The 21,848-nt window shown below is 60.7% G+C and carries 19 protein-coding genes; 12 read left to right on the top strand and 7 right to left on the bottom strand.

What is annotated here, in order from left to right; genetic code table 11:
- The first annotated feature begins 136 nt into the window (after positions 1 to 136).
- The 9 genes from E8E78_RS11715 (at position 137) to E8E78_RS11675 (ending at position 12,105) form a co-directional block, all read left to right on the top strand.
- The gene (locus tag E8E78_RS11715) at positions 137 to 1,180 is read left to right on the top strand and encodes a YCF48-related protein (protein ID WP_059394829.1); all 1,044 of its coding nucleotides are present in this window, start codon (positions 137 to 139) and stop codon (positions 1,178 to 1,180) included.
- A complete protein-coding gene (locus E8E78_RS11710) occupies positions 1,167 to 3,557 on the top strand; it encodes an MMPL family transporter (RefSeq protein WP_059394830.1) in 2,391 nt (796 codons plus the stop codon). Before E8E78_RS11715 ends, E8E78_RS11710 begins: the two co-directional genes overlap by 14 nt.
- Positions 3,558 to 3,605: 48 nt before the next feature.
- Entirely contained in the window at positions 3,606 to 4,856 is a 1,251-nt protein-coding gene (locus E8E78_RS11705) for a helix-turn-helix transcriptional regulator (protein ID WP_059394831.1), read from the top strand.
- 132 nt (positions 4,857 to 4,988) lie between these two features.
- Entirely contained in the window at positions 4,989 to 5,753 is a 765-nt protein-coding gene (locus tag E8E78_RS11700) for an SDR family oxidoreductase (RefSeq protein ID WP_059394832.1), read from the top strand.
- A gap of 23 nt (positions 5,754 to 5,776) precedes the next feature.
- Positions 5,777 to 6,607 (top strand): SDR family oxidoreductase, encoded by an 831-nt coding sequence (locus E8E78_RS11695; RefSeq protein WP_059394833.1) that lies wholly within the window; start codon positions 5,777 to 5,779, stop codon positions 6,605 to 6,607.
- A 125-nt stretch (positions 6,608 to 6,732) separates the two neighbouring features.
- Positions 6,733 to 7,770, top strand: a complete 1,038-nt coding sequence (locus E8E78_RS11690) for a Rieske 2Fe-2S domain-containing protein (RefSeq protein WP_059394834.1) — start codon at positions 6,733 to 6,735, stop codon at positions 7,768 to 7,770.
- Positions 7,771 to 7,794: 24 nt separating this feature from the next.
- On the top strand, positions 7,795 to 8,982 hold the full coding sequence (locus tag E8E78_RS11685) for an MFS transporter (protein WP_059394835.1): 1,188 nt from the start codon (positions 7,795 to 7,797) through the stop codon (positions 8,980 to 8,982).
- A gap of 130 nt (positions 8,983 to 9,112) precedes the next feature.
- Positions 9,113 to 9,934: an NADPH-dependent oxidoreductase gene (locus E8E78_RS11680; protein ID WP_059394836.1), complete on the top strand. Its 822-nt coding sequence runs from the start codon at positions 9,113 to 9,115 to the stop codon at positions 9,932 to 9,934.
- Between the two features lie 101 nt (positions 9,935 to 10,035).
- Positions 10,036 to 12,105, top strand: coding sequence for a PAS domain-containing sensor histidine kinase (locus E8E78_RS11675; protein WP_059394837.1), 2,070 nt, complete (start codon positions 10,036 to 10,038; stop codon positions 12,103 to 12,105).
- 39 nt (positions 12,106 to 12,144) lie between these two features.
- On the opposite strand, the gene E8E78_RS11670 is transcribed toward E8E78_RS11675, so the two are convergent.
- Together E8E78_RS11670 and E8E78_RS11665 are read right to left on the bottom strand one after the other, a co-directional pair.
- Positions 12,145 to 13,716, bottom strand: a complete 1,572-nt coding sequence (locus E8E78_RS11670; protein WP_059394838.1) for a sensor domain-containing diguanylate cyclase — start codon at positions 13,714 to 13,716, stop codon at positions 12,145 to 12,147.
- A gap of 90 nt (positions 13,717 to 13,806) precedes the next feature.
- A complete protein-coding gene (locus E8E78_RS11665) occupies positions 13,807 to 13,977 on the bottom strand; it encodes a hypothetical protein (RefSeq protein ID WP_019470887.1) in 171 nt (56 codons plus the stop codon).
- Between the two features lie 181 nt (positions 13,978 to 14,158).
- Between E8E78_RS11665 and E8E78_RS11660 the strand changes: the two genes are divergently transcribed.
- From E8E78_RS11660 to E8E78_RS11650, 3 genes are all read left to right on the top strand, one after another.
- Complete coding sequence (locus tag E8E78_RS11660) at positions 14,159 to 14,578, top strand: hypothetical protein (protein WP_026034397.1); 420 nt, start codon at positions 14,159 to 14,161, stop codon at positions 14,576 to 14,578.
- A 236-nt stretch (positions 14,579 to 14,814) separates the two neighbouring features.
- Positions 14,815 to 16,170, top strand: a complete 1,356-nt coding sequence (locus E8E78_RS11655) for an MFS family transporter (protein ID WP_059394839.1) — start codon at positions 14,815 to 14,817, stop codon at positions 16,168 to 16,170.
- A gap of 12 nt (positions 16,171 to 16,182) precedes the next feature.
- Positions 16,183 to 17,226 carry a hydroxyacid dehydrogenase gene (locus E8E78_RS11650; RefSeq protein ID WP_059394840.1) on the top strand — a complete coding sequence of 348 codons (1,044 nt, stop codon included), beginning with the start codon at positions 16,183 to 16,185 and terminating at the stop codon, positions 17,224 to 17,226.
- Between the two features lie 3 nt (positions 17,227 to 17,229).
- Here the strand turns inward: E8E78_RS11650 and E8E78_RS11645 are convergent, their stop codons facing one another.
- The 5 genes from E8E78_RS11645 to E8E78_RS11625 all read right to left on the bottom strand — a co-directional run bounded on the left by E8E78_RS11645 (position 17,230) and on the right by E8E78_RS11625 (position 21,783).
- On the bottom strand, positions 17,230 to 18,345 hold the full coding sequence (locus tag E8E78_RS11645) for an FUSC family protein (protein WP_059394841.1): 1,116 nt from the start codon (positions 18,343 to 18,345) through the stop codon (positions 17,230 to 17,232).
- Positions 18,346 to 18,395: 50 nt separating this feature from the next.
- Complete coding sequence (locus tag E8E78_RS11640; RefSeq protein WP_080889187.1) at positions 18,396 to 19,001, bottom strand: TetR/AcrR family transcriptional regulator; 606 nt, start codon at positions 18,999 to 19,001, stop codon at positions 18,396 to 18,398.
- A gap of 184 nt (positions 19,002 to 19,185) precedes the next feature.
- Entirely contained in the window at positions 19,186 to 20,001 is an 816-nt protein-coding gene (locus E8E78_RS11635) for a CoA ester lyase (protein WP_059394843.1), read from the bottom strand.
- Positions 19,998 to 20,840, bottom strand: a complete 843-nt coding sequence (locus tag E8E78_RS11630; protein WP_059394844.1) for a MaoC family dehydratase N-terminal domain-containing protein — start codon at positions 20,838 to 20,840, stop codon at positions 19,998 to 20,000. The genes E8E78_RS11635 and E8E78_RS11630 overlap by 4 nt, the downstream gene beginning before the upstream one ends.
- Before the next feature lie 13 nt (positions 20,841 to 20,853).
- The gene (locus tag E8E78_RS11625) at positions 20,854 to 21,783 is read right to left on the bottom strand and encodes an FAD-binding protein (RefSeq protein WP_059394845.1); all 930 of its coding nucleotides are present in this window, start codon (positions 21,781 to 21,783) and stop codon (positions 20,854 to 20,856) included.
- Positions 21,784 to 21,848 lie beyond the last annotated feature (65 nt).

Genomic DNA, 21,848 nt, shown 5'->3' with positions numbered 1-21,848 from the left:
GTTATGTCTATCGGCACCGGGGTAGGCCATTTGGACGATGTCCCGCAGGTCGAGCAGACGGACTATCTACACACCTCAGACACCGCGCCCTGGTGGCGCGGTGATTCACGACTACAAAAACAAGAGGGTGGACCGTATGTCTATTGTCGAGCGCCTGGATGTCGCTACACGCAGTCGCCCATGCGCCAAGCTTATTGCCTATTTCGTGTGCATTACGGTTGCCGCAATCGTTGCGCTGGCATTTACCCCACGCGGCGCGCTGAACATCGCCCAGACCACGCTGAATACCGAGCGCATGCAGATAAACGGCCTGCTCAATCTGGGCACTCGTCAGGTGGCGGTGGGTGAGCGCGGCACCATCCTGATCAGCGACGACCGCGGCCGCAGCTGGCAGCAAGCCACAGTCGAGCCGCAACGTCAGATTTCCCTCACGGCTTTGACCGCGTTGAATCCCGAGCAGTTGGTAGCCGTTGGCCAGGACAGCCTGATTCTGCGCTCCAATGACGCTGGCAGCAGCTGGCAAGAGGTGCATTTTGATCCCACAGCTGGTGAGCCGCTGCTCGGTGCCTGGGCGGCCGGTGGCAAGCAGGTTGTCGTGTTCGGCAGCTACGGCAAGTTCTACCAGTCCGACGATGCCGGGCGCAGCTGGCGCGCGGTGGCGCTGGAGGTCGACCGTGCTCATCTCAATGCGCTGGATGGCGGCAGCGATGGCCGGCGCATGCTGGTCGGCGAACAGGGCCTGGTCATGCGCAGCGCCGATAACGGGCAGCATTGGCAACAGTTGCCGGCGTTCTACAACGGCTCACTGTTTGGCGTGGTTCGCCTGAGCGCCCAGCGTTGGGTGACCTATGGCATGCGCGGCCATGTGTTTGTCACCGACAACTTCGGTGAGCAGTGGCAGGCGATCAAGGTTGGCAATACCCAGCCGCTTTATGGCCATGTTGTGCTACCAGACCACAGCGGCGTACTGATTGTCGGCGGCGGCAGCTCAATGGTGCGCCTGGACGCAGAAGGCCGCTTGATCGGCACCACCCGCCAACCGGGGTTGGGCACCTTGACCGCAGCCATCGTGGTGGGCACCGATCAGTTGCTGGTAGCCGGTGAACGGGGCGTTTTCCAGGGGAACGGTAACAGCGTTGCCGCTCTGGGCAAAGGAGAGCAAGTGCATGAAGTACGCTAAAGCCCGAGCCGGGCGCCTGGTCGAGCGTTGCGCCGACCTGCTGTTGGCACGACGCAAACTGCTGTTGACGGTGTTCCTGCTGCTGACCCTGGGCTTGGGCTACAGCGCCACGCATACCCAGCTCGACCCTGGCTTCAACAAGCAGATCCCGGTGCGGCATGAGTACATGCTCAACTTCCTCGAATTCAGCCAGTACTTCACCGGCGCCAACCGCTTTCTGGTGAGCGTCAGATGGAAGGGCGAGGGTGACATCTACAACCCCGAGTTCCTCGACACGCTGCGCAAGGTGACTGACGATGTGTTCTTCATCAACGGGGTCAGCCGCGCCAGCGTAACCTCGCTGTTCACCGCCAACGTGCGTTACATCGAGATCACCGAAGAAGGCTTTTTTGGTGATGTGGTCGTACCGCCACGCTTTACCGCCAGCGTCGAAGACCTGGCCCAGGTACGCAGCAATGCCACGCGCTCGGGGCAGGTCGGGCGGCTGGTGGCCAATGACCTGAAGTCGGCCATGGTCCGGGCCGACTTGCAGGACGTTGACCCACAAACAGGCAAATCGGTCAGTTATGTTGAAGTCGCCAAGCGTCTGGAGGACATTCGCGGCAGGTACAGCAGCGATCAGATCGAGATCAACATTGTCGGTTTCGCCAAGCTGGTGGGTGATGTTGTCGAAGGGCTGCTGACCGTGATCGGCTTTTTTGTCGTCGCCTTCCTGATCACCGGCCTGTTGCTTTGGCTGTACTCACGCTCGTTGCGCCTGACCGTAGTGGCGCTGTTGGTGGCGTTGCTGCCGGTGGTGTGGCTGCTGGGCTTGTTGCCGCTGATGGGCCTGGGTATCGACCCGATGTCGATCCTGGTGCCGTTCCTGATTTTTTCCATTGGCGTTTCGCACGCCGTGCAGATGACCAATGCCTGGAAACAGGAAGTGCTGGCCGGCAAGGATTCGCTGCAGGCGGCGCACCTGGCCTTTTGCAAGATCTTCATTCCTGGCTCCCTGGCGTTGCTGATGAATGCCTTGGGCTTTGGCGTGATCATGCTGATCGACATTCCTATCGTGCATGAACTGGGGGTAACGGCCTGCATCGGCGTGATGCTGATGATCATCACCAACAAGCTGATGTTGCCGATCATTATTTCCTACCTGCGCCTGGAGCGTAGTGTGCTGAGCAAGGAGCGCGTCCAGCAGCAGGGCAGGCACCCGCTGTGGTGGCGCTTGTCGGCGCTGGCCGAACCGCGCCCGGCCCTGGCGGTGCTGGTGCTCAGCGTGATGTTGCTGAGCGTGGCGGTGCTCAAGGCCCGGCAGCTGGAAGTCGGTGACATCGGTGCTGGCGCACCGGAACTGCGCGCCGAGTCGCGCTACAACCAGGACAACAGCAAAATTGTCAGCAGCTATTCCATCGGCCTGGATGTGCTGGCGGTGTTCGTCCAGGCCCAGGGCCTGGAAGAGGCATGCCTGTCACCGTCGGTGATGCGTGCGGTGGAAGCCTTCGACTTCCAGATGCGCAGCGTCACCGGCGTGCAGTCGGTGCAGTCGGTGGCCGGTTTTGGCAAGACGGTGATTGCCGGCAACAACGAAGGCAACCCACGTTGGGCGGCCATTCCCGGTTCGGCCCGGGGCTTGAGTCAAGGTGCCCGTGCCTACATGCCCGAGGACGGCCTGGTGACCGATGGCTGCCAGCAGATGCAGATTCTGGTGTTTCTCACCGACCACGATGGCGCCACGGTCTCGCATGTGGTCCAGGAGGCCAAGCGGATCATTGCCCAGGTCCAGGTGCCGGAAATCAGGTTCTTTCTCGGCGGTGGCAATGTGGGGGTAATGGCGGCGTCCAATGATGCGGTCAAGCGCGCCGAAGTGCTGATGCTGGTGGCGTTGTTTGGCTCGGTGCTGTTGTTCTGCTGGTTGACCTTCAAATCGTTGCGCGCGGTGTTGTGCATCCTGGTGCCGCTGGCCATCGTGGCGGTACTGTGCAATGCACTGATGGCCATGCTTGGGATCGGGTTGAAGGTGGCGACCCTGCCGGTGATGGCGCTTGGGGTAGGCGTCGGGGTTGACTACGGCATTTACCTGTATGAGCGGATCCAGCACGAAATGGCCGAGGGCGCCAACCTGCGCCAGGCGTTCTACCAGGCCATGTGCCAACGCGGAACAGCGGCCGTTTTCACTGCTTTGACGATGTCGATCGGGGTGTGCACCTGGGCCTTTGCACCGCTGAAGTTCCAGGCCGATATGGGGGTCTTGCTATCGTTCATGTTTCTGGTCAATGTACTTGGGGCAATTTTCCTGCTGCCGGCCTTGGCCGCCTGGTTCAACCTCGGCAAACCCCTGGTTGCGGTCAAAGCGAACCGTGCAGCGCGCGCACACGTGTTTGAATCATAACAATAAAAGCGGGCACGGCCTGGGCTGTGCCCCGCGAGGAGACGGGCGATGGGAAATTCCACCGTGGGGTTTGAAGCGCTGGCAGAAATGGGTATGGAGCTGGCGGAATATGACACGCTCATCGGCGAGTTTTATGACGGCTCGCTGAACCACAAGTTGATGGCCAAGACCCTGCGCCACGTACGCAGCCTGTACCAGGCCAATTACGTCACATTGATCTTGAGAGTGCCAGAGCAACCGGACCTGGGCCTGATGATTGTCGTCGGTGACATCGAAGGCGAAGGGGAGGTGAGTTACTGGGCCTACCCACAAGCTGTCACCCCCTTCAGCAACCCGCCGATGGACCAGGTGTTCACCGTCGAAGACCTGATGACCGAAGCCGAGTGGGCCAATTCGGTCTACTACAAGACCTACGGTACCGTGCACGACACCTACCACATCATGGGTGCCGACGTTTCCACCCCCGACGGCGGCAAGCTGCGCTTTCGCATTACCCGGCCTAAAGCCGCGCCGAAATTCACCGCCTCCGAGCGCACCCTGTGCGAAATGATCCTGCCGCATTTGCGCCGTGCGATGCACGTGCACAACCTGCTCGACCGCAGCGAGTCGATCAGCGAGCTGTATGCCCAGGCCATCAGCCGCTTGTCAGTGGCCACCATCGTGCTTGACCAGAATGGCAGCGTGCTGCGCCTCAACCCGGTGGCCAGCGAACTGCTGGAACAGGCGGACGGCCTGAAACTGGTGGGTGGACGTCTTGAAGCCACCTATCCCAGCGACAACCGCGAACTGCAACGCCTGGTACGTAATGCCTTCGCGCGTGACGTCAACAGCGAAAAGGTCAGCACTGCGGCCGAAGCGATGTCGGTGGCCAGGCCATCGGGCCAGGTCAACCTGGGGGTAGTGATCGAGGCCATTCCCACCCAGGACTGGGCCGAGGGCAAGAGCAAACCTGCGGTGGTGGTATACATCCGCGACGCGGTTGGCCGCTCCATGGCTAGCGAAACGGTAACCAAGCAGCTGTTCAACCTGACCCGGGCCGAAACCGCACTGGCCATGGAGCTGGCTAACGGCCTGTCGCTTGAAGAGGCCGCCGAAGTATTGAATGTGCGCCGCAACACCGCACGGGCGCATTTGCGCTCGATCTTTTCAAAGACGGGTGTGCGCCGCCAGACGGAGTTGGTGCGCATCATTCTCAACAGTGTGGTTGCCTTGGGAAAGCCCAAACTGGCAGCACTGCCAAACGATAAGCCGGAAAAACCAGTGTTGAAGCTGGCCACCCCGGCGCGCAATAGCGCCTGACCTTCGCCCGGCTTACCCGAACGCCCCGGTCCTGCTTGCAAGGCCGGGGCGTTTTAGTCCGTGCGGACGATGTTGTGGGGTTTGCGCGGCACCAATACTAGCCAGCACCACCATTCAACAAGGAGCAACGTTATGCCAGTTACAGCGGTCAGCGGTTCTGCATCCGGTATCGGCGCGGCAGTCTGCCAGGCGCTACGTGCCGCCGGGCACCGCATCATCGGCATCGACCGGGCAAATGCCGAGGTGATTGCCGACCTGTCCAGCGCAAGCGGGCGCCAGGCCGCCATCAGTGCGGTGCTCGAGCACTGCGACGGGGTGCTCGACGGCCTGGTGTGCTGCGCCGGGGTAGGCTCCAGCGCGGTGTCCGATACCATCGTGTCGGTCAACTACTTTGGCGTCTGTGAGCTGCTTGACGGCCTGGCCGATGCGTTGGCCAAGGGCGAGCGGCCAGCCGCTGTAGTGATCGGATCGATTGCGGCCACCCACGTCAGCCCCGATCAGCAGCCGATGATTGCGGCCATGCTCGCCGGCAACGAAGCGTTGGCACTGGAACACGCCAATACCTTGGGGCAGTCCCATGTGGCCTATGCCAGCTCCAAATACGCCGTGACCTGCAATGCCCGTAGCAAGGCGGTTGCCTGGGCAAAACAAGGCATACGCCTGAATGTGGTGGCGCCTGGGGCAGTCGAGACGCCGCTGCACCAGGCGTCGCTGAACGATCCACGCTTTGCCAAGGCGGTCCGTGAGTTTGTCGCACCGCTGGGGCGCGCCGGCAACCCTGAGGAGATCGCCCAGGTCGTGGCATTCTTGCAGTCGACTCAAGCCAGTTTTGTGCACGGCACTGTGATGTTTGTAGATGGCGGTATGGATGCCATGGTTCGTCCGGCACGTTTCTAGCCTATGTCCACGTGAGAACAACAATGACCAAAGTGGCATTCATTACCGGGGCAAGCCGCGGTATCGGGCGCGAGACGGCATTGGCCTTTGCCCGGGCCGGGTTCGATGTGGCGATCAGTGCCCGCACTGTAGAGGAGGGCGAAAGCACCGCGCATCGGCTGTGCGATGCCCAGGGGGTGCCGCTGGCGGGCAGCCTCAACAGTACGGCAGCCGCGATCCGCGCCTTGGGGCGCAGAGCGCTGGTGGTGCCTATGGATCTGCTCGACAGCGCCTCGGTATTGGCCGCCGGCCAGGCAGTACTGGCCGCGTTCGGGCGCATTGATGTGCTGATAAACAACGCCATCTATCAGGGCCGCGACCTTAACAGCGCATTCATGTCGCTGCAGCCGCAGACCATGCAGCGGGTATTCCAGGGCTATGTGCTGGCGCCGCTGTTGCTTACCCAGACCGTGTTGCCCGGCATGCTCGAACGGGGCGACGGGGTGGTGATCAACGTCACCTCCGGTGCCGGTGAAGGCGACCCGCCCGTGGCTGCCGTCGACGGTGGCTGGGGGTATGCCTACGGTGCGGGCAAGGCTGCGGTCTCCAGGGTTTCGGGGGTGCTTGCAGCCGAACTGGGCGAGCAGGGGATTCGTGCCTTTACGCTTAACCCGGGGGTGGTCACCACCGACGCGCTGAAGGCTACCATCGGCGAAAACGGCCTGCTGGCCCTGCGCATCGGCACTGCGCCTCCCCAGGTGCCGGCAGAGGTGATGGTATGGCTGGCCACCCACGATCAGGCTGCGCGCTTTCAGCGGCGCACCATCGCCGCGCAGGCGTTTGCGCTGGAGCACGGCATCGTCGCCAGCTGGTAATGAACACTGGCTGAAGAAGTACTCGTGGTGCTCATCTAGTCCATGCGGAGGATGAGCACCGGCTGCTGCTCGGTGAAGATTGACCGGGCAAGTTACCGGGGATTTCCACACGAGGAACAATAACAATGACCAAGCTCGCAGCAATCAATGTCGAAACTGCTCTGGCCCCTCGCTTCGGCCGAGGCTGGCACTGCCTGGGTGAAGCGGCCGACTATCGTGATGGCCAGCTGCACACCCTGAATATCTTCGGCACGCGCTTGCTGGCATTTGCCACTTCCAGCGGCCAGATCAGCGTCATTGATGCGCATTGCCCGCACATGGGCGCCGACCTCTCGCGCGGCACCCTGGAAAACGACCGGGTGGTATGCCCGTTTCATCACTGGCAGTACGACGCCAGCGGCAAGTGCGTGGAGATCCCGTACTGCAAGCGCATCCCTCCGAAGGCCAAGACCCGCAGCTGGCTGACCTGTGAAGAAAACAACCTGCTGTTTGTCTGGAACAACCCGGAAGGCAAGGCGCCGGCAGACGGCGTGGTGATTCCTCATCTGCCGGAACAGGACAGTGACGAATGGCTGCACGACTGGCACATGGACAAGCTGATTATCGAAACCAACCCACGCGAACTGGTCGATAACCTGGCAGATGCCCAGCACTTCGGGCCGGTTCATGGCACGCCAACCAAGTATTTCGCCAACGTCTTCGAAGGGCACATTGCCCAGCAGATTTTCCATGGCGACTCCGAGCGCCTGGGCGGTGATCTGGTGGCCGAGTCGGCGTACTACGGGCCGGCCACGCACTTTACCCGGATGCGCGCGGTGTTCGAGGGCATGGAGATCCACTCGATCCTGCTCAACTGCCATGTACCGATCACCGCCAACAGTTTTGAGCTGCGTTTTGGCTGCATGGTGAAGAAAGTGCCGGGGTGGAGCGAAGAACAAAATCGGGAAATGGCCAAGGACTATGTGATGCGCAACCGCGAATCCTTTTATCAGGACGTGGATATCTGGGCGCACAAGATTCGGGTGAACAACCCGGTCCTGGCCGAAGGCGATGGCCCGGTCTATCAACTGCGCGAATGGTACGAGCAGTTTTTCATGGACGAAGCCAGCGTACCGGGCGCCATGGCCGAGCGCCGCGAAATCATTACCGTCGGCCAGCGCTGAAAGTCACCCGAGCAGGAGAGAGCAATGAACATGAGTGGCCGTAATACACTGGCGATCATGCTGGCCGCCAGCTTCGCTTCGACGATTGGCGGCTTGCCGTTCAATACCTTGCCTATCCTGCTCGGGTCGATGGTCGACAGCCTGGGCTTTACTGTCGAACAGATCGGCCTGCTGGGCTCGGTGTGTTTTGCCGGCTACCTGCTCGGCACGCTGCTGGCAGTGGTGCTGATCGACCGCATGAACTGGCGCTGGTTGACCCTGGGTTGTGCGTTTGGCGCTGCGGCGGCGTATGGGATGTCGTCCTGGCTGCCGGCCACGGCCCAGCTGCCGCTGTGGGCGGTGATCGGCTTTTTTGCTGCGCTCATGACCTGCCTGGGCATGCGCATCATGGGTGAAATGGCCAACAAGGAACGCGCCTTGGGCATGCGTCTGGGTATTGAACTGGGGGTGGTGGCGGCAGTGCTGTTCGCCTTGCCGTCGCTAGTGATTGCCTATTTCCACTATGCCGGCGCGGCCTTGATGCTGGCCGCGATCATTTTGCTGTTGAGCCTAAGCGCGCTGGCCTTGCCCAGGCGTCAGGACTTCATTCACGAAGCGCAGCAGGCGCAAACCGACTCGTTGCTGGCACGCTTCAGGTTCCCGCCGGCGGCTTATGCAGCGTTGGCATTTTTCTTCCTGTTCGGCGCGGGGCAGATTGGCCTCTGGGCGTTCCTTGAGCGCTTGGGCCATGGCCTGGCGTTGCAGCCGGCGGAACTGGGTGTCGTCTTCGCCGTGCTGAAACTGCTGGGCGGCGCAGCCGCGCTGGCCTTGGCGGTGGTGGGTGACCGCCTGGGCGTACGCGTGCCCCATCTTGTCGTGCTCGCGGTACTGGGTACCGGGCTGTTGTTACTGGGCAACGCCGAAGGCTTTTTGATGTATGCCGCGGGCGCCTGGATCTGGGAGGTCGGCTTTACCTGGGGCTGCGTCTACCAGACCGCAGCGATTGCGCGTCTGGACCGCAGCGGCCGCTCGATCATGCTGATTCCAGGGGCCTTTGCCCTGAGCTCCATGGCAGGTCCGGCCTTGGCCGGGCAACTGGTCGGTGAGGGCTTCGGCATGCTGCTGTGGCTGGCGGCTGGCTGTGCGCTGATCCCGGTGCTGGCGTTTACCTGGCTGCTGGCGCAACGTTTGCAGGGCGCGGGCACTGGCTGTGCAGTGGGTATGCAGGCATGATGGCTGACACGCAGCGTGGTGGTGAGGCTGGTCGAGACGCAGGCGGCAGGGGCGGAAAATGAAAAATTTCGGGGTAGCTGTGTGGTAACCGCCGAATTTTGATAGCCTCCTAACATTTTGGAGGCTTCTCATGACATCCAACGCTCAGGCAAAACTCGCTGCACGCTATGGCGCACCGAACATTTCTGCGCTGCAACAATGGAATGACACCATCGACCAACTGCTCGAACACCGCAGCGTCAGGGCGTTTACTGATCAGCCTCTGCCCGAGGGTACGCTCGAGACCTTGGTTGCTGCCGCGCAATCCGCGTCCACATCATCCAACCTCCAGGTCTGGAGTGTGGTTGCGGTGCAAGAGGGGGATCGCAAAGGCCGCCTCTCGGCGCTGGCCGGCAACCAGCCCTACATCCATCAAGCGCCACTGTTCCTGGTCTGGCTTGCCGATTTGTCCCGCGTCTCGCGCATCGCAGACCAGCATGGGATAGAGCTGGAGGCTTTGCCATACCTGGAAAGCCTGTTGCTCGGCACCATCGACGCAGCGCTTGCGGCCCAGAATGCGGTTGTTGCGTTGGAGTCGCTTGGGCTTGGAAGCGTGTACATCGGCGGTATTCGTAACGACATCGAAGCCGTTGCCAAGGAACTGCAACTGCCGCCTCAGGTCTATCCGGTCTTCGGCCTGTGCGTTGGCTATCCGTCGCCTGATCGGCCAGCCAAGGTGAAGCCGAGGCTGCCACAGGCAGCAGTGCTTCATCACGAAACGTACTCGGCTGCCGACGAGCAGGGCGTTCTAGCGGAATACGACAAGCGCCTGGGTGCTTTCTATCAAGGCGAAGGCATGAAGGCTTCAGGCTGGTCGGAGCAAGTGGTCAGCAGGCTGCGGAACGTTTCTAGCCTGCATGGGCGCGAGGAGCTGCTGGGGGAATTGAGCCGGATGGGCTTTGGGCTGCGCTGAACAGATCAGGTGAAGGGCTTTGCTCGCCATAGCTCGGCATCACACTCTAGAATCTTATCCATTGGCTTGTCGTTCATGTGCGTAAGCAAAAGAGGCAATATATGGATCGCGAAGGCGCCGGCTTTTCAGGAGAGCTGGATGCTCCCGCATTACCCAGTCAGGAGTCCGCGTTTCCGACAACCGCTCTGGAGCGCCTGCAGTTGGCGCTCGATGCGGGCGCGATCATTGGAACGTGGGTGTGGGATATTCGGCACAATCAGGTGACCGCGGATGAGCGGTTCTCGCGATCGTTCGGGCTTCCTGCAGATAAATGCCTGGCGGGTATTCCGATCGAGGAAGCTTTTGCCTCGATTCACCCTGACGACCGTGATCGTGTCTCTGCCGGTATTCAGGAGGCGATGAGCCGTGGCGGCGCCTACCGGTGTGAATACCGCGTCAGACAGGATGACGGCAGCTACCGCTGGATTGAGGCCAATGGCAGAGCTGAGCTTGACGAGGGGGGCGAGGCTGTTCGGTTCCCTGGCATCCTCATGGACATTGAGTCACGCCGGTCAGCAGAGGCTGAACGCGACAGGATGTCAGCGTTGCTGCGTACCTTCACGGCTGCCGTTCCGGGTGTTGTCTACGCAAAGGATCTCGAGGGGCGGCTGATTGTTGCAAATGACGGTGTCACTCGACTGGTTGGTAAACCACCAGAACTGTACCTGGGCAAAACCGACCTGGAGTTTCTGGAAGACAAGGCCCAGGCACGCCAGATCATGGAAACCGATCGTCATGTCATGCATGGCGGGAAGGGCGCGCTGCAGATCGAAGAGCGTGTCGACATGCCGGATGGCACGGCTACCTACTGGCTTTCCGTCAAGGCACCCCTGTGCGACGAAGCAGGCGAGGTCATCGGGCTGATCGGCTCGTCCATCGATGTCACCGCGCGAAGAAATGCCGAGGCGCAGTTGCTTGAGCTTAACCGCACCCTGGAAGCGAAAATCGAACAAGCCGTGGCCGAGCGGGAAGCGGCGCAGGCGGCGCTACGGCAATCGCAGAAGATGGAAGCGGTCGGTCAGCTGACCGGGGGTATCGCTCACGACTTCAACAATTTGCTCGCGGGCATCACGGGAAGCCTTGAACTGATCAAGCTCCGCTTGAAGCAGGGGCGCATTGCTGACGTGGAGCGTTACCTGATGGTGGCACAGGGCGCCGCACAAAGGGCAGCATCCCTGACCCATCGACTCCTGGCGTTCTCTCGCCGGCAGACGCTGATGCCTGTTCATACCGATGTGAACACCCTGATCAGCGAAATGGAGGAGCTGATACGTCGGACAGTAGGGCCGGCAATCCAACTCAAGGTAGAGCTCCATGCAACCTCAAGTACCTGCCTGGTGGATCCGGCACAAGTAGAGAACTCGCTGCTAAACCTGTGTATCAACGCGCGTGACGCACTGGAAGGCGGAGGGTCGATCGCCATCAGGACGTACAACGAGGAGCTGGCACAAGGGGCAGATCTTGACCCTGAACTGTCACCCGGCACGTACTTCACGATCTGTGTCGCCGATGACGGTGTCGGCATGAGCACCGAGACGTTAACGCGTGCATTCGAGCCTTTCTTTACCACCAAGCCTGTGGGGGCGGGTACCGGGCTCGGCCTGTCCATGATCTATGGTTTCGCCAAGCAGTCAGGCGGGCAGGTTCGGATCGAGTCAGAGGTGGGCCAAGGCGCCCGCGTATATCTGCAGCTACCCAGCCATGAGGTTGAGGTCGATGCTGCAGGTCGTGCCGAGCCATTGCCTGAATCAGAACTGACCTCGTCAGGCGAAACGGTTCTGGTTGTCGATGATGAACCCTCCGTCCGCATGTTTGTGAGTGAGTCACTGGGCAGCTGCGGATACATCGTCATTGAGGCGACCGATAGCCTTGCGGGCCTTCAGTTACTCAGCTCCGATACCCGTATCGATCTGCTTGTCACAGACATTGGCCTGCCAGGAGGAATCGACGGCAGGCAAATGGCCAATACCGGCCGCAGTTTCAGGCCGGGCCTTCCGGTCTTATTCATGACCGGGTATGCGCAACCCAATATATTGGACAACGCCCAGCTAGAGCCCAACACGGCTGTGCTGACGAAACCTTTCACACTCGAAGCGTTGACGTTGAACGTAAATGCGTTACTTAAGCATTGATGATGTATAAGACACGCAAGCACCGCCTCCCCAGAGGCATCAGAGCGTTACCCGATCTTCGGCCACTATACGGTTACGTCCACTCTGTTTGGCCAGATACAAGCGCTCGTCGGCGCGCTTGAGGATGGCCGCGGCACTGGGAGTGTCTGCGTCCCGACAGGCCACACCGATTGAGATGGTCAAGGTGCCGATCTGTGCCACCGCTGTAGCGCTGAGCGTGGTGCGGATCCGCTCGGCGACTTCGCAGGCCGTGCTCAGCGCGGTGTTCGGCAGCAGCAGGCAGAACTCTTCGCCACCGGCCCGGCACGGCAGGTCGCCGGCCCGGGTGCAGTCGCGGATCACTTGCGCGACCCTTTGCAACGCCAGGTCACCCACATCGTGACCAAAGTTGTCGTTCACCCGCTTGAAGTGGTCGACGTCCAACGCCAGGGCCGAATACGGCTGTTGGCTTGCATCAAGCGCCTGAAGTGCCGCGTTCATCGCACGCCGGTTGGCCAGGCCGGTCAACGGGTCGGTGTCGGCTGCGGCGTTCAGGCTGCCGATCTTCTGTTGCAGTTGCTGCGACTGCACTACCAGCGCCTGGCGGATCGCCGCCGCTTCGGCGTACCAGGCGTTGATCGCAGACAGTTCAGCGGTGGCATTCGGCGTCGAAAGGTCGATGGCATGGCCGGCCAGGGCGCGCAGTGGGCGGGTGATCAGCATGACGCCGAGCAGTATCAGGACCAGACCGATCACCCCTGCCGGGATGATCCTGACCAGCATGTCGCGCATCAGCTTGCCCAGTGGCGCCAGTGCCTGCTCCCGGGGTTGCTGGACGACCACGGCCCAGTTGGAACCCTGCACGTGCGCGAAGCCGGCGAGCATGGGCACCCCATGGTAGTTGACCGTCTCCAGCGGGCCGTTGTCTCCGAGCAAGGCCTTGTCCACCGTCTCGCTCCAGCCGAGCACTTCACCGATTCGCTGCTGATCGGGGTGGTAGAGCAACCGGCGGTTGCCATCGGCGACGAAGGCGAAGGCCCCATCGAGGTGGTGTTCACCAATCAACGAATGCATCACACCACGCTGTTGCAAGAACACGGAGCCGCCGACCAGCCCGAGATACTCGCCTGTGGGGCTGAAGACAGGTTGGGAGACGAAGACGATCAGCTTGCCGCTGGTTGAGGTAAACGCCTGGCTGACCATGGGGCGACGCACGTTCAGCGCCTGGTGCAGTTCATCGGAGCCGACGGTCGAACCGATCGGTACCGCAGGCGGGTAAGCCTGCAATACCTTGCCCGCAGGGTCGGTGATCAGCACGGTGTTCAACTCCGAGTCCTGGGCCTGCAGGCGGCGTGCTTCTTCCTCGAGCAACGCTCGATTGGCAAAGTCGCTGCCCAGGCGTTGGCTGCTGTACTTCAGGCGTTCATTGACCGTGTACAGAAACTGATCGATGCTCGATGCGACCTTGAAGGCATAGGCACGGTTGGCCTCCAGTGCCGAGTGCACCAGGGCATCGCGTTGCACACTGTAGGCCGTGATCAGGCTGTTGCAGAGGGTACTCAGCACGGCGAGCAGGACAAAGCCAAGAACCAGGCCACGCAGGCCGATACGCGATGACAGCACCTTGCTCATGAGTACGCCTCGTCCCTCGATAGCTGGAAAGTTCGGCACAAGCTTAGACGGGTATGGCAGCAAAGGTGCATCTGCGCAGGGCGTGAGCCGTCAGGCCAGAAACTCCGAATCAGCAGGGCAAGCCGGCTGCTTGTCCTGCTGGATGTTGCTGTACACGGCAACCCCGCACACGCAAGCCAGGCCGACACTGGCAAGCAGGATATCGCCCAGCAACATGCCTGCGACCAACACCAGCACGCTGATGCGAAAGAGGGTTGTCATGACTGCCTCCGATGCAGTTCGATATCAGAACCCTGACCATACCGGCGCAGCCGAAATTGTGCAGCCCACTTGCGTGCCTGCGGCCGTGTTTACCTGTGAAATGGCAGAACGGACCTATTTGGCACGGTATGGAGTGCTGGTTGGCGGTATCCTGAAAGCCCCAGCCCCAGGTGCACCGATCATGCGCACAATGATGCTTTTATTGGCAATCACGGCAGTTACCGGTTGCCAGTCGCCGCTGCCAAGCGCCAATCCGCAGATGGCCTGGGTCGATTTCTCGGTGCCATTTCCCAATGACAGGTTACTGATGGCCGAACGGCTGGATAAGCAACGGTTGAGCGACGGGCGCTTCTTTCAAGTGAGCCCGGGCAGCCATGAGCTGATCGTCAGGTTCGATTATGAAGTGGGCGGTGGCGGGGGGCTGAGCCTGATGGGCGGCACTACTGTGCGCGAATGCTACCTGACGGTCCCTTACGCCAACTTCCAGGCAGGCCAGCGCTATGTGCTGGAGGGGAGGTCGATGGCGCTAACTCCTGAGGCGCGTTTGTACGACGCGAAGGGGGAGGTGGTTGCAGAGGTCAGCGAATTCTATTGCCTGTAAGGGGCAGGGCTTCCTGCAACACGTGGTAGAGCGAGCAGGCGTTCGGCCGTGTGGTGAGTGGCCAGCACAAGCTTGCCCTGATCTCACCCCGGCTTAGTTTGTTTGAAGTAGACGGCCATGCCCTCTAGGCATAGCTGTTAGATCTTTGGCAGGTCTTCCGTCACACCATCGCTGTGCAAAGCTGTACCCGAGTTGGCAAAACAATAACAACAAGGGTAGCGATCATGAATGCAGATATGGGCACGGCACGTCCGTTGACTCGCAAAGAGCGTACAACTGCAATTGTAGGTGTCTGTTCCGGCAACCTGGTGGAGTGGTACGACTTCTTCATCTATGCCTACACATCAATCTATTTCGCCTCACTGTTCTTTCCGGCGGGCGATCAGACCAGCCAGCTATTAGCCACCGCCGGTATTTTTGCGGTCGGGTTCTTCATGCGCCCGCTGGGTGGCTGGATATTCGGTTATATCGCCGATACGCGTGGTCGCAAGATATCGATGATCATCTCCGTGTTCATGATGTGCGGTGGGTCGTTGATGATCGCTGTCATGCCTACCTACGCCACTGTCGGTGTCGCGGCGCCGGTCCTGTTGGTGGTCGCCCGCTTGATGCAAGGGCTATCGGTCGGTGCAGAGTATGGCACCGGCGCGACCTACATCAGTGAGGTATCACGCGCTGGGCGCCGCTCGTTCTATGGCTCGTTCCAGTACATGACCATTATCGCAGGGCAACTGCTGGCGCTGTTGACGGTGGCAGTGCTGCAACTGGTGCTGTCCGAACAGGACCTGAAAGCCTGGGGTTGGCGAGTGCCGTTCCTGATCGGCGCGCTGGCCTCGATCGTGGTGGTGTACCTGCGCCGGACCATGCGCGAAACAGCCACTGCGCAAGGTATGAAGAGCAAGGAGGCGGGTTCGCTCAGGGGCCTCATGCAACACAAGCGCGCTGTACTGCTGACCTTCACCATTACCATCGGTTGTTCTCTGTACTTCTATACCTTCACGGCCTACATGCAGAAATTCCTGGTGGTGAGTGTCGGTATTCCGGCACCGACAGTGAGCATCATCATGGCTTCGGCGCTGGTGATCTTCATGGTTGCCCAGCCGGTTTTCGGCATGCTTGCGGACAAGATCGGCGTACGCCGCAACATGATAATTTTCGGTCTGCTGTCCACGTTCCTGGTCATACCCCTGTTGTCAGCGATCAAGTCTGTTCAGGACCCGCTGAGTGCATTCGCGCTGGTGGTCGCCGGGTTGCTCATTGCAGCTTTCTATACGCCGGTTACTGGCGTGCTGAAAGCAGACTTCTACCCGCCAACCGTTCGGGCCCTTGGTGTAGGGCTGCCTTATGCGGTAGGTGCTGCAATGTTCGGGGGTTCCGCTGAATACGTGGCGCTGAGCTTCCGCTCGCTGGGCATGGAGCAGTACTTCTATCTGTATGTCGCAGCCATCGGTGCCATCACCCTTGTTTCCTCCCTGTTGATGCCAGACCTCTCCAGACATGGATACCTGGATGGCGATGGCAAGGTCGAGGAGAACATTGGGGTTCGCAAATTCATGGGACGCAAATCCACGCCATCCCACATCAGCCATTGAGATGAGGCGAGCATGAATAGCGAAGTGAAGAAGATCGTACGCTTCGACGTCTGGTACCACCCGGTGATGGCCCAGACGCTCGAAGCCTCAGCCGATGTGGTGTTGCAAACCGTACCTCGTGACCAGGCGCCCGCGCTGATCATGCAAGCGCTGCGCAGTTGCCAGGTCTACCAGGTGCCATCCGCACGCGATGAGCTGCCACCTGCATGGCATGTGACTGAACGTTTACTCAACCAACTGCCAAACCTGCTCTGTGTCTCAACCAATGGGGCCGGTTATGACACCGTCGACGTCGATGCCTGCACCCGTGCCGGAGTTTTGGTGGTGAACCAGTCCGGTGCCAATGCCCAATCGGTAGCGGAGGCAACCATCGGACTGATGCTCGACAGTGCGCGGCGCATCAGTGAATCGGATCGGCGGTTGCGCAGGGACCGAGGTTTCTCTCGCGAAGATTTGATGGGCTTCGAACTCTCAGGGAAAACGCTGGGTCTGGTCGGTATCGGTGAGATAGGTACACGGGTAGCGCGTATCGCCCAGGCCCTGGGCATGCGGGTCATCGCCCATGATCCGTTATTGACAAGCGACCAGATCAATCAACGGGGCGCAACAGGCTGCGAACTGGGGGCGCTTTTGCAGCAGAGTGATGTCGTGTCGTTACATTGCCCCCGCCTGGCTTCGACGCTGAACATGATGAACGCAACAACGTTTGCGTCGATGCGCAAGGGCGCCATTTTTATCAATACGGCGCGTGGCGGCCTGCATGACGAGGCCGCACTTCATGCGGCGCTGGCCTGTGACCACCTTGGGGGCGCGGGTATCGACGTCTGGGACGAAGAGCCGCCAGCCCTCGATCATCCATTGCTTGGGCTTGATAACGTGGTGGGCCTTTATCACACCGCAGGGGTAACCCGTGAGGCCCGTCTGCGCATGGGGCTATGGGCAGCGGAGCAAATTCTGCAGGTGCTGCGCGGCGAGGAGGGGCCACGTATGGTCAACCCTCAAGTGTTTGCAGCCTATCGACAACGGCTGCAGGCCAGTAATCATTCGTCAGCCTAGGGTTCATCGGGACGCGCCCTGGCGGATCAACTGATTCGCCAGGCGTATTACGCCGATCAGGACGAAACCTGCCAACACCCCCTCCAGGCGGATGAACCCGGGCGAAGGGCTGACGTTGACGTACGTATCAGGCACCATCACTACCAGATACACGAGGGAAAATTGGGTGCCGGCGTAAGCGTATGAGCGGTTGCTGTTCTCGATGTGCCGCCCGGCCATCACGCCGATGCACATTGCCAGGGTCATGGCGATCCAGTTCGAGCCTACCAGCCATAAAGCCAGCCCTGCACAGGCAGCGCCCGCGCAACAGCCTGCCAGGCGATGAACATTGCGCAGCGTGACTGCGCGGCTACCTGGCAAAAGCGCCCCAGGTGGCACCATCATCACGGCCATGACGGTGATAGCTGCCTGGCTCAATCCCCCCACCTCCAGCCAGATACCCAAGGAAGGGATCAATGCCAACGCCAGGCCTGCCTGCAGCACATGACGTAGCAGGCAACGGTCAAGGTCCGGTTCGTTCACGCGCGCGCCAGATCGGGAAGATAACGCGCCATTGGGAAATATTTTGCGTACAGTCCGGCCGGAGAGCATGGCTACGAACCAGCAGGCAAGGGTGCCGCATGCCACTTCCTCCAGGCGGGTTCTGGCTATCTCGGTCACGGATGGGCCACCCGGCGCGTCAAATCCGGAGATAGCCACCATGGCGAATGTCAGCCCGGCAAACAGCCAGGCGTAACCATGCTCATGGCGGATGGCGCACCACAGTGTGCATGCGCCGACCAGCCCTATGACGGGACCAAGCAAATGCACACTTATTTGCAGTTGAGTCAGTAGCGCTGCTGCGGCCAAGCCGCCTGCGGCAGTGCCGATGATCCGGAGCCCGCCACGGTAAACGCAGTCATGCAGACTTGAACGCATCACCATGTAGCCACTGAACGCAGCCCAGCCAACATTATCGACAGCCAAGTAATGCGCCATGCCGATAGCCAACAACACGGACAGCAGCGTCTCGGCTTCGTCCAGCAAGCGTTGGGGGAGGCGGTCCGGGTTGGAGAACTCTTTACCGATCCCCTGGGTGAATTGCGCGAGGCTCGACCACAGCGTGAATCTGAATGGCATGATCTAGGTCCTGATCCGTTCCGTCCGGGCGTGCTTGCAGACAGGATAGGTCAAGGATGATTGCGGTGGCCTGAGCAACAGAGCGCGCGTTGATGAGGCCGCAGCAATGCATTGCACGCCTGCAGGATGTGCTCCTGGATCCAGGTTTCATCGAAATGCGCCTTGCTGAGCCGCAGGCTGTTGGCGCTTTCGATAATCGCGACGATCGCCACCGAGGCTTTGGAGGGCTCATCCACCCGGTACTGGCCTGTCGCACAACCTTTCTGAATGATGCATTCCACAGGTTGGGCCAGCCGCTCACTGGCCCGGTCCAGCCAGCGCCGGTGGCTGGTTTCAAGGTGCCTGACCTCGTGTCGCAGGATCAAATCTTCCTGTGGGACGGTGACTTGCCGCTCGAGTGAGAAACACACATATCCCTTCAGGTCGCGTGGGCATACGCTCGCATGCCATGCCTGAAGACGTTTTTCGACGATGTCCAGGACCACATTGAGCAGCAGATCCTGTTTGCAGTCGACGTGATGGTAAAGGCTGCCTGGGAGTATTCCGACACGTTGCGCCAGTTTTCGCATGGTCATGGCGGTATAGCCTATTTCAACCATCAGCTCTGACGCGGCCTGCATGACAGGTGGAGGGCATGTACGGGCGGCGTCAACCATACGCCGGCAACCTGGACAGGGCACGCAGCAGCCGGCAGATCAAGCGCTTGCAGCACTTGCGCGGCGGCGGGGCTAAGCCATTCATCAACCACATACGGCACCTCGACAGGAGCCCCCGATACAGATTACCCCTGCGCGTCAGAACAGTGGTCGCGTGCCGTAACGGGAGCATGAACTGAACCCTTCAACCCGCCTGCAGCAAGATTGCCCGGGCACGCAGGATCACCGGAGCGTCGACCATCTGGCCATCAAGGGTGAATACGCCGGCGCCAGCTTCGGCCTGCTCGACCACCCGTCGAGCCCAATCCAGCTCGTGATGCGAGGGCTTCAGGGCATCGTGGATTACCTGGACCTGGCTTGGGTGAATGCACAAGGCACCGCCAAAACCCATGTCCCGTGCGAACCGGACTTGACGCTGCAAGCCGTCGATATCCTGGATGGCGGGGAACACACCGTCCAAGGGCGCGGCCAGTCCCGCGACCCGGCTATGTAGCAGCACTGCATAACGGGCATGCCCCAGCACGTGCTCGGCTGCTGCGCTACCCGTGCTGAGGCCAAGGTCCAGGCCCAGGTCCAGGCTGCCAAATGACAACCTGTCTACGCCAGCCGCTGCCGCCAGGGATGGTAGGGCAGCCAGGCCCTTGGCACTTTCGATGATTGGCCACACCGCCTTGCCAGTGGCATGGGCGCGATCTATCTGGTCGACGCTTTCAGCCTTTGGCAGCAGAATGCCGATGACCCCGGCATGACGCCGGCAAAGCGAGAGGTCAGCCTCGTGGGCCCAATGACCAGGCGCATTCACCCGAACCAGCACCTTGGCCTGCGGATGATCGTTGAGGAACTGGTCGAGGTTGTTGCGCGCCTGCTCTTTCAGCGTCTCTTCCACAGCGTCTTCAAGGTCGACAATGACCCGGTCGGCGCCACTGGCCAAAGCTTTCGGAATGCGTTCTGGTCGAGTAGCGGGAACGAAAAGCGCGCTACGCACTGGTTGTTGTGTCATCGGCGTGCCTCCTGGACGAATTCGATCTCGCCGACCTGGGCCTGGCCTGCCTGATTGCCAGCCCAGACTTGGGCTTTACCCTCACCGATCAATCGGCCACCGACATCGAACTCGTCAGGGCAGATCAAGGGACGAACACCACGGAAGCTGAATCGACGCACTGTCAATTGAGGGTTCGCCCGTACAAATGCTTGCACGTTCAGCGTTGCGATCAGGGGACCGTGCACCACCAGGCCAGGGTAACCTTCGGTTTCGGTCACATAAGGCCAATCATAGTGAATGCGGTGGCCGTTGAACGTCACCGCCGAATAGCGGAACAGCAGCGTCGGGCTTGGCTGAACGTGAAGATGCCAGTCTCCCTGCGGCATCGGCTCGGTTCCGCCCAGTTTGGGTGGCGATGGCTCACGATAAACGATGTCCTGTTCCTCGATGAGCGCCCGCTGGCCGTCTTGCACGTACTCATGTTGTACCGTGACAAACAGCAAGGACCCCGTACGCCCATGCTTTTCCTGAACGTTGAGGATGGTCGAACGGCGAGATACCTGGGCATCGACGCGCAGCGGGTGCAGGAACTCCAGTCGACCACCTGCCCACATGCGGTTGCGGTTATCTGCCGGGGGCAAGAAGCCGCCTCGCGCTGGATGACCGTCCCCGCCAAGCCCGGAGTGCTCGACGGCGTCCTGGAAGAATGCCCAATGCCAGAGTTCGGGCAGGGGGGTACCCGGAGCTGGCGCTGGCTCACCCAAGGTTGCGGCAATGCGTTTTACCAGGTTATGGCTGATGCAATCGTGCACGGTCTCACTGCGACCGATCCACGTTTCAGGTGCTGATGTGGTCATTGTTTTTGTCCTGTTACAGCGTGGAGGTGAGTTCTGGCACGATATTGAACAAGTCGCCGACCAGTCCGTAATCGGCCACCTGGAAGATCGGCGCTTCTTCATCCTTGTTGATCGCAACGATCACTTTGGAGTCTTTCATGCCGGCCAGGTGCTGGATCGCGCCGGAGATACCGACCGCGATGTACAACTGCGGGGCCACGATCTTGCCGGTCTGGCCGACCTGCATGTCGTTGGGAACAAAGCCTGCGTCTACTGCGGCGCGTGATGCCCCAACTGCCGCGCCCAGCTTGTCGGCCAGGCGGTACAGGTGGCTGAAATTGTCGCCGTTGCCCATGCCGCGGCCACCGGAAACAACGATGTCTGCCGCGGTCAGCTCGGGGCGATCGGACGTGGCCAGTTCTTCGCCGACAAACGCCGATATGCCTGTATCACGCGCGCCAGCCAATGCCACAATCGGCGCATTACCGCCTTCTGCCGGCAGGGCCTCAAAGCCGGTGGAACGTACGGTGATGACCTTGACTGCGGCGTCCGACTGCACGGTGGCGATGGCGTTACCCGCATAGATCGGGCGCTTGAAGGTGTCGGCAGACTCGACCGAAATGATTTCGGAGATCTGATCGACATCCAGCAATGCTGCCACCCGCGGCAGGATGTTTTTGCCGCTGCTGGTGGCAGGGGCCAATACATGGCTGAAGTCGCGCCCCAGGTTGGCCACCAATGGGGCAACATTTTCCGGGAGCTGACGCGCGTAGGCAGCGTCGTCTGCCATTAGCACCTTACCCACTCCAGCGATCTGCGCAGCCGCGAAAGCGACACCGGAAACGTCCAGCCCCGCGACCAGCACCACGACTTCCCCTCCGATCTGGCGGGCTGCAGCCAGAGTATTCAAGGTCGGCGCGGCGAGAGTGTGATTGTCGTGTTCAGCTACTACCAGGATGCTCATCCGATTACCTTCGCTTCGTTCTTCAGCTTCTCGACCAGTTCGGCCACCGACTTGACCTTGATGCC

This window comes from Pseudomonas sp. BN505 (assembly GCF_029873175.1).
GTDB lineage: Bacteria > Pseudomonadota > Gammaproteobacteria > Pseudomonadales > Pseudomonadaceae > Aquipseudomonas > Aquipseudomonas putida.
This window is presented reverse-complemented; position numbering and strand designations above follow the sequence as displayed.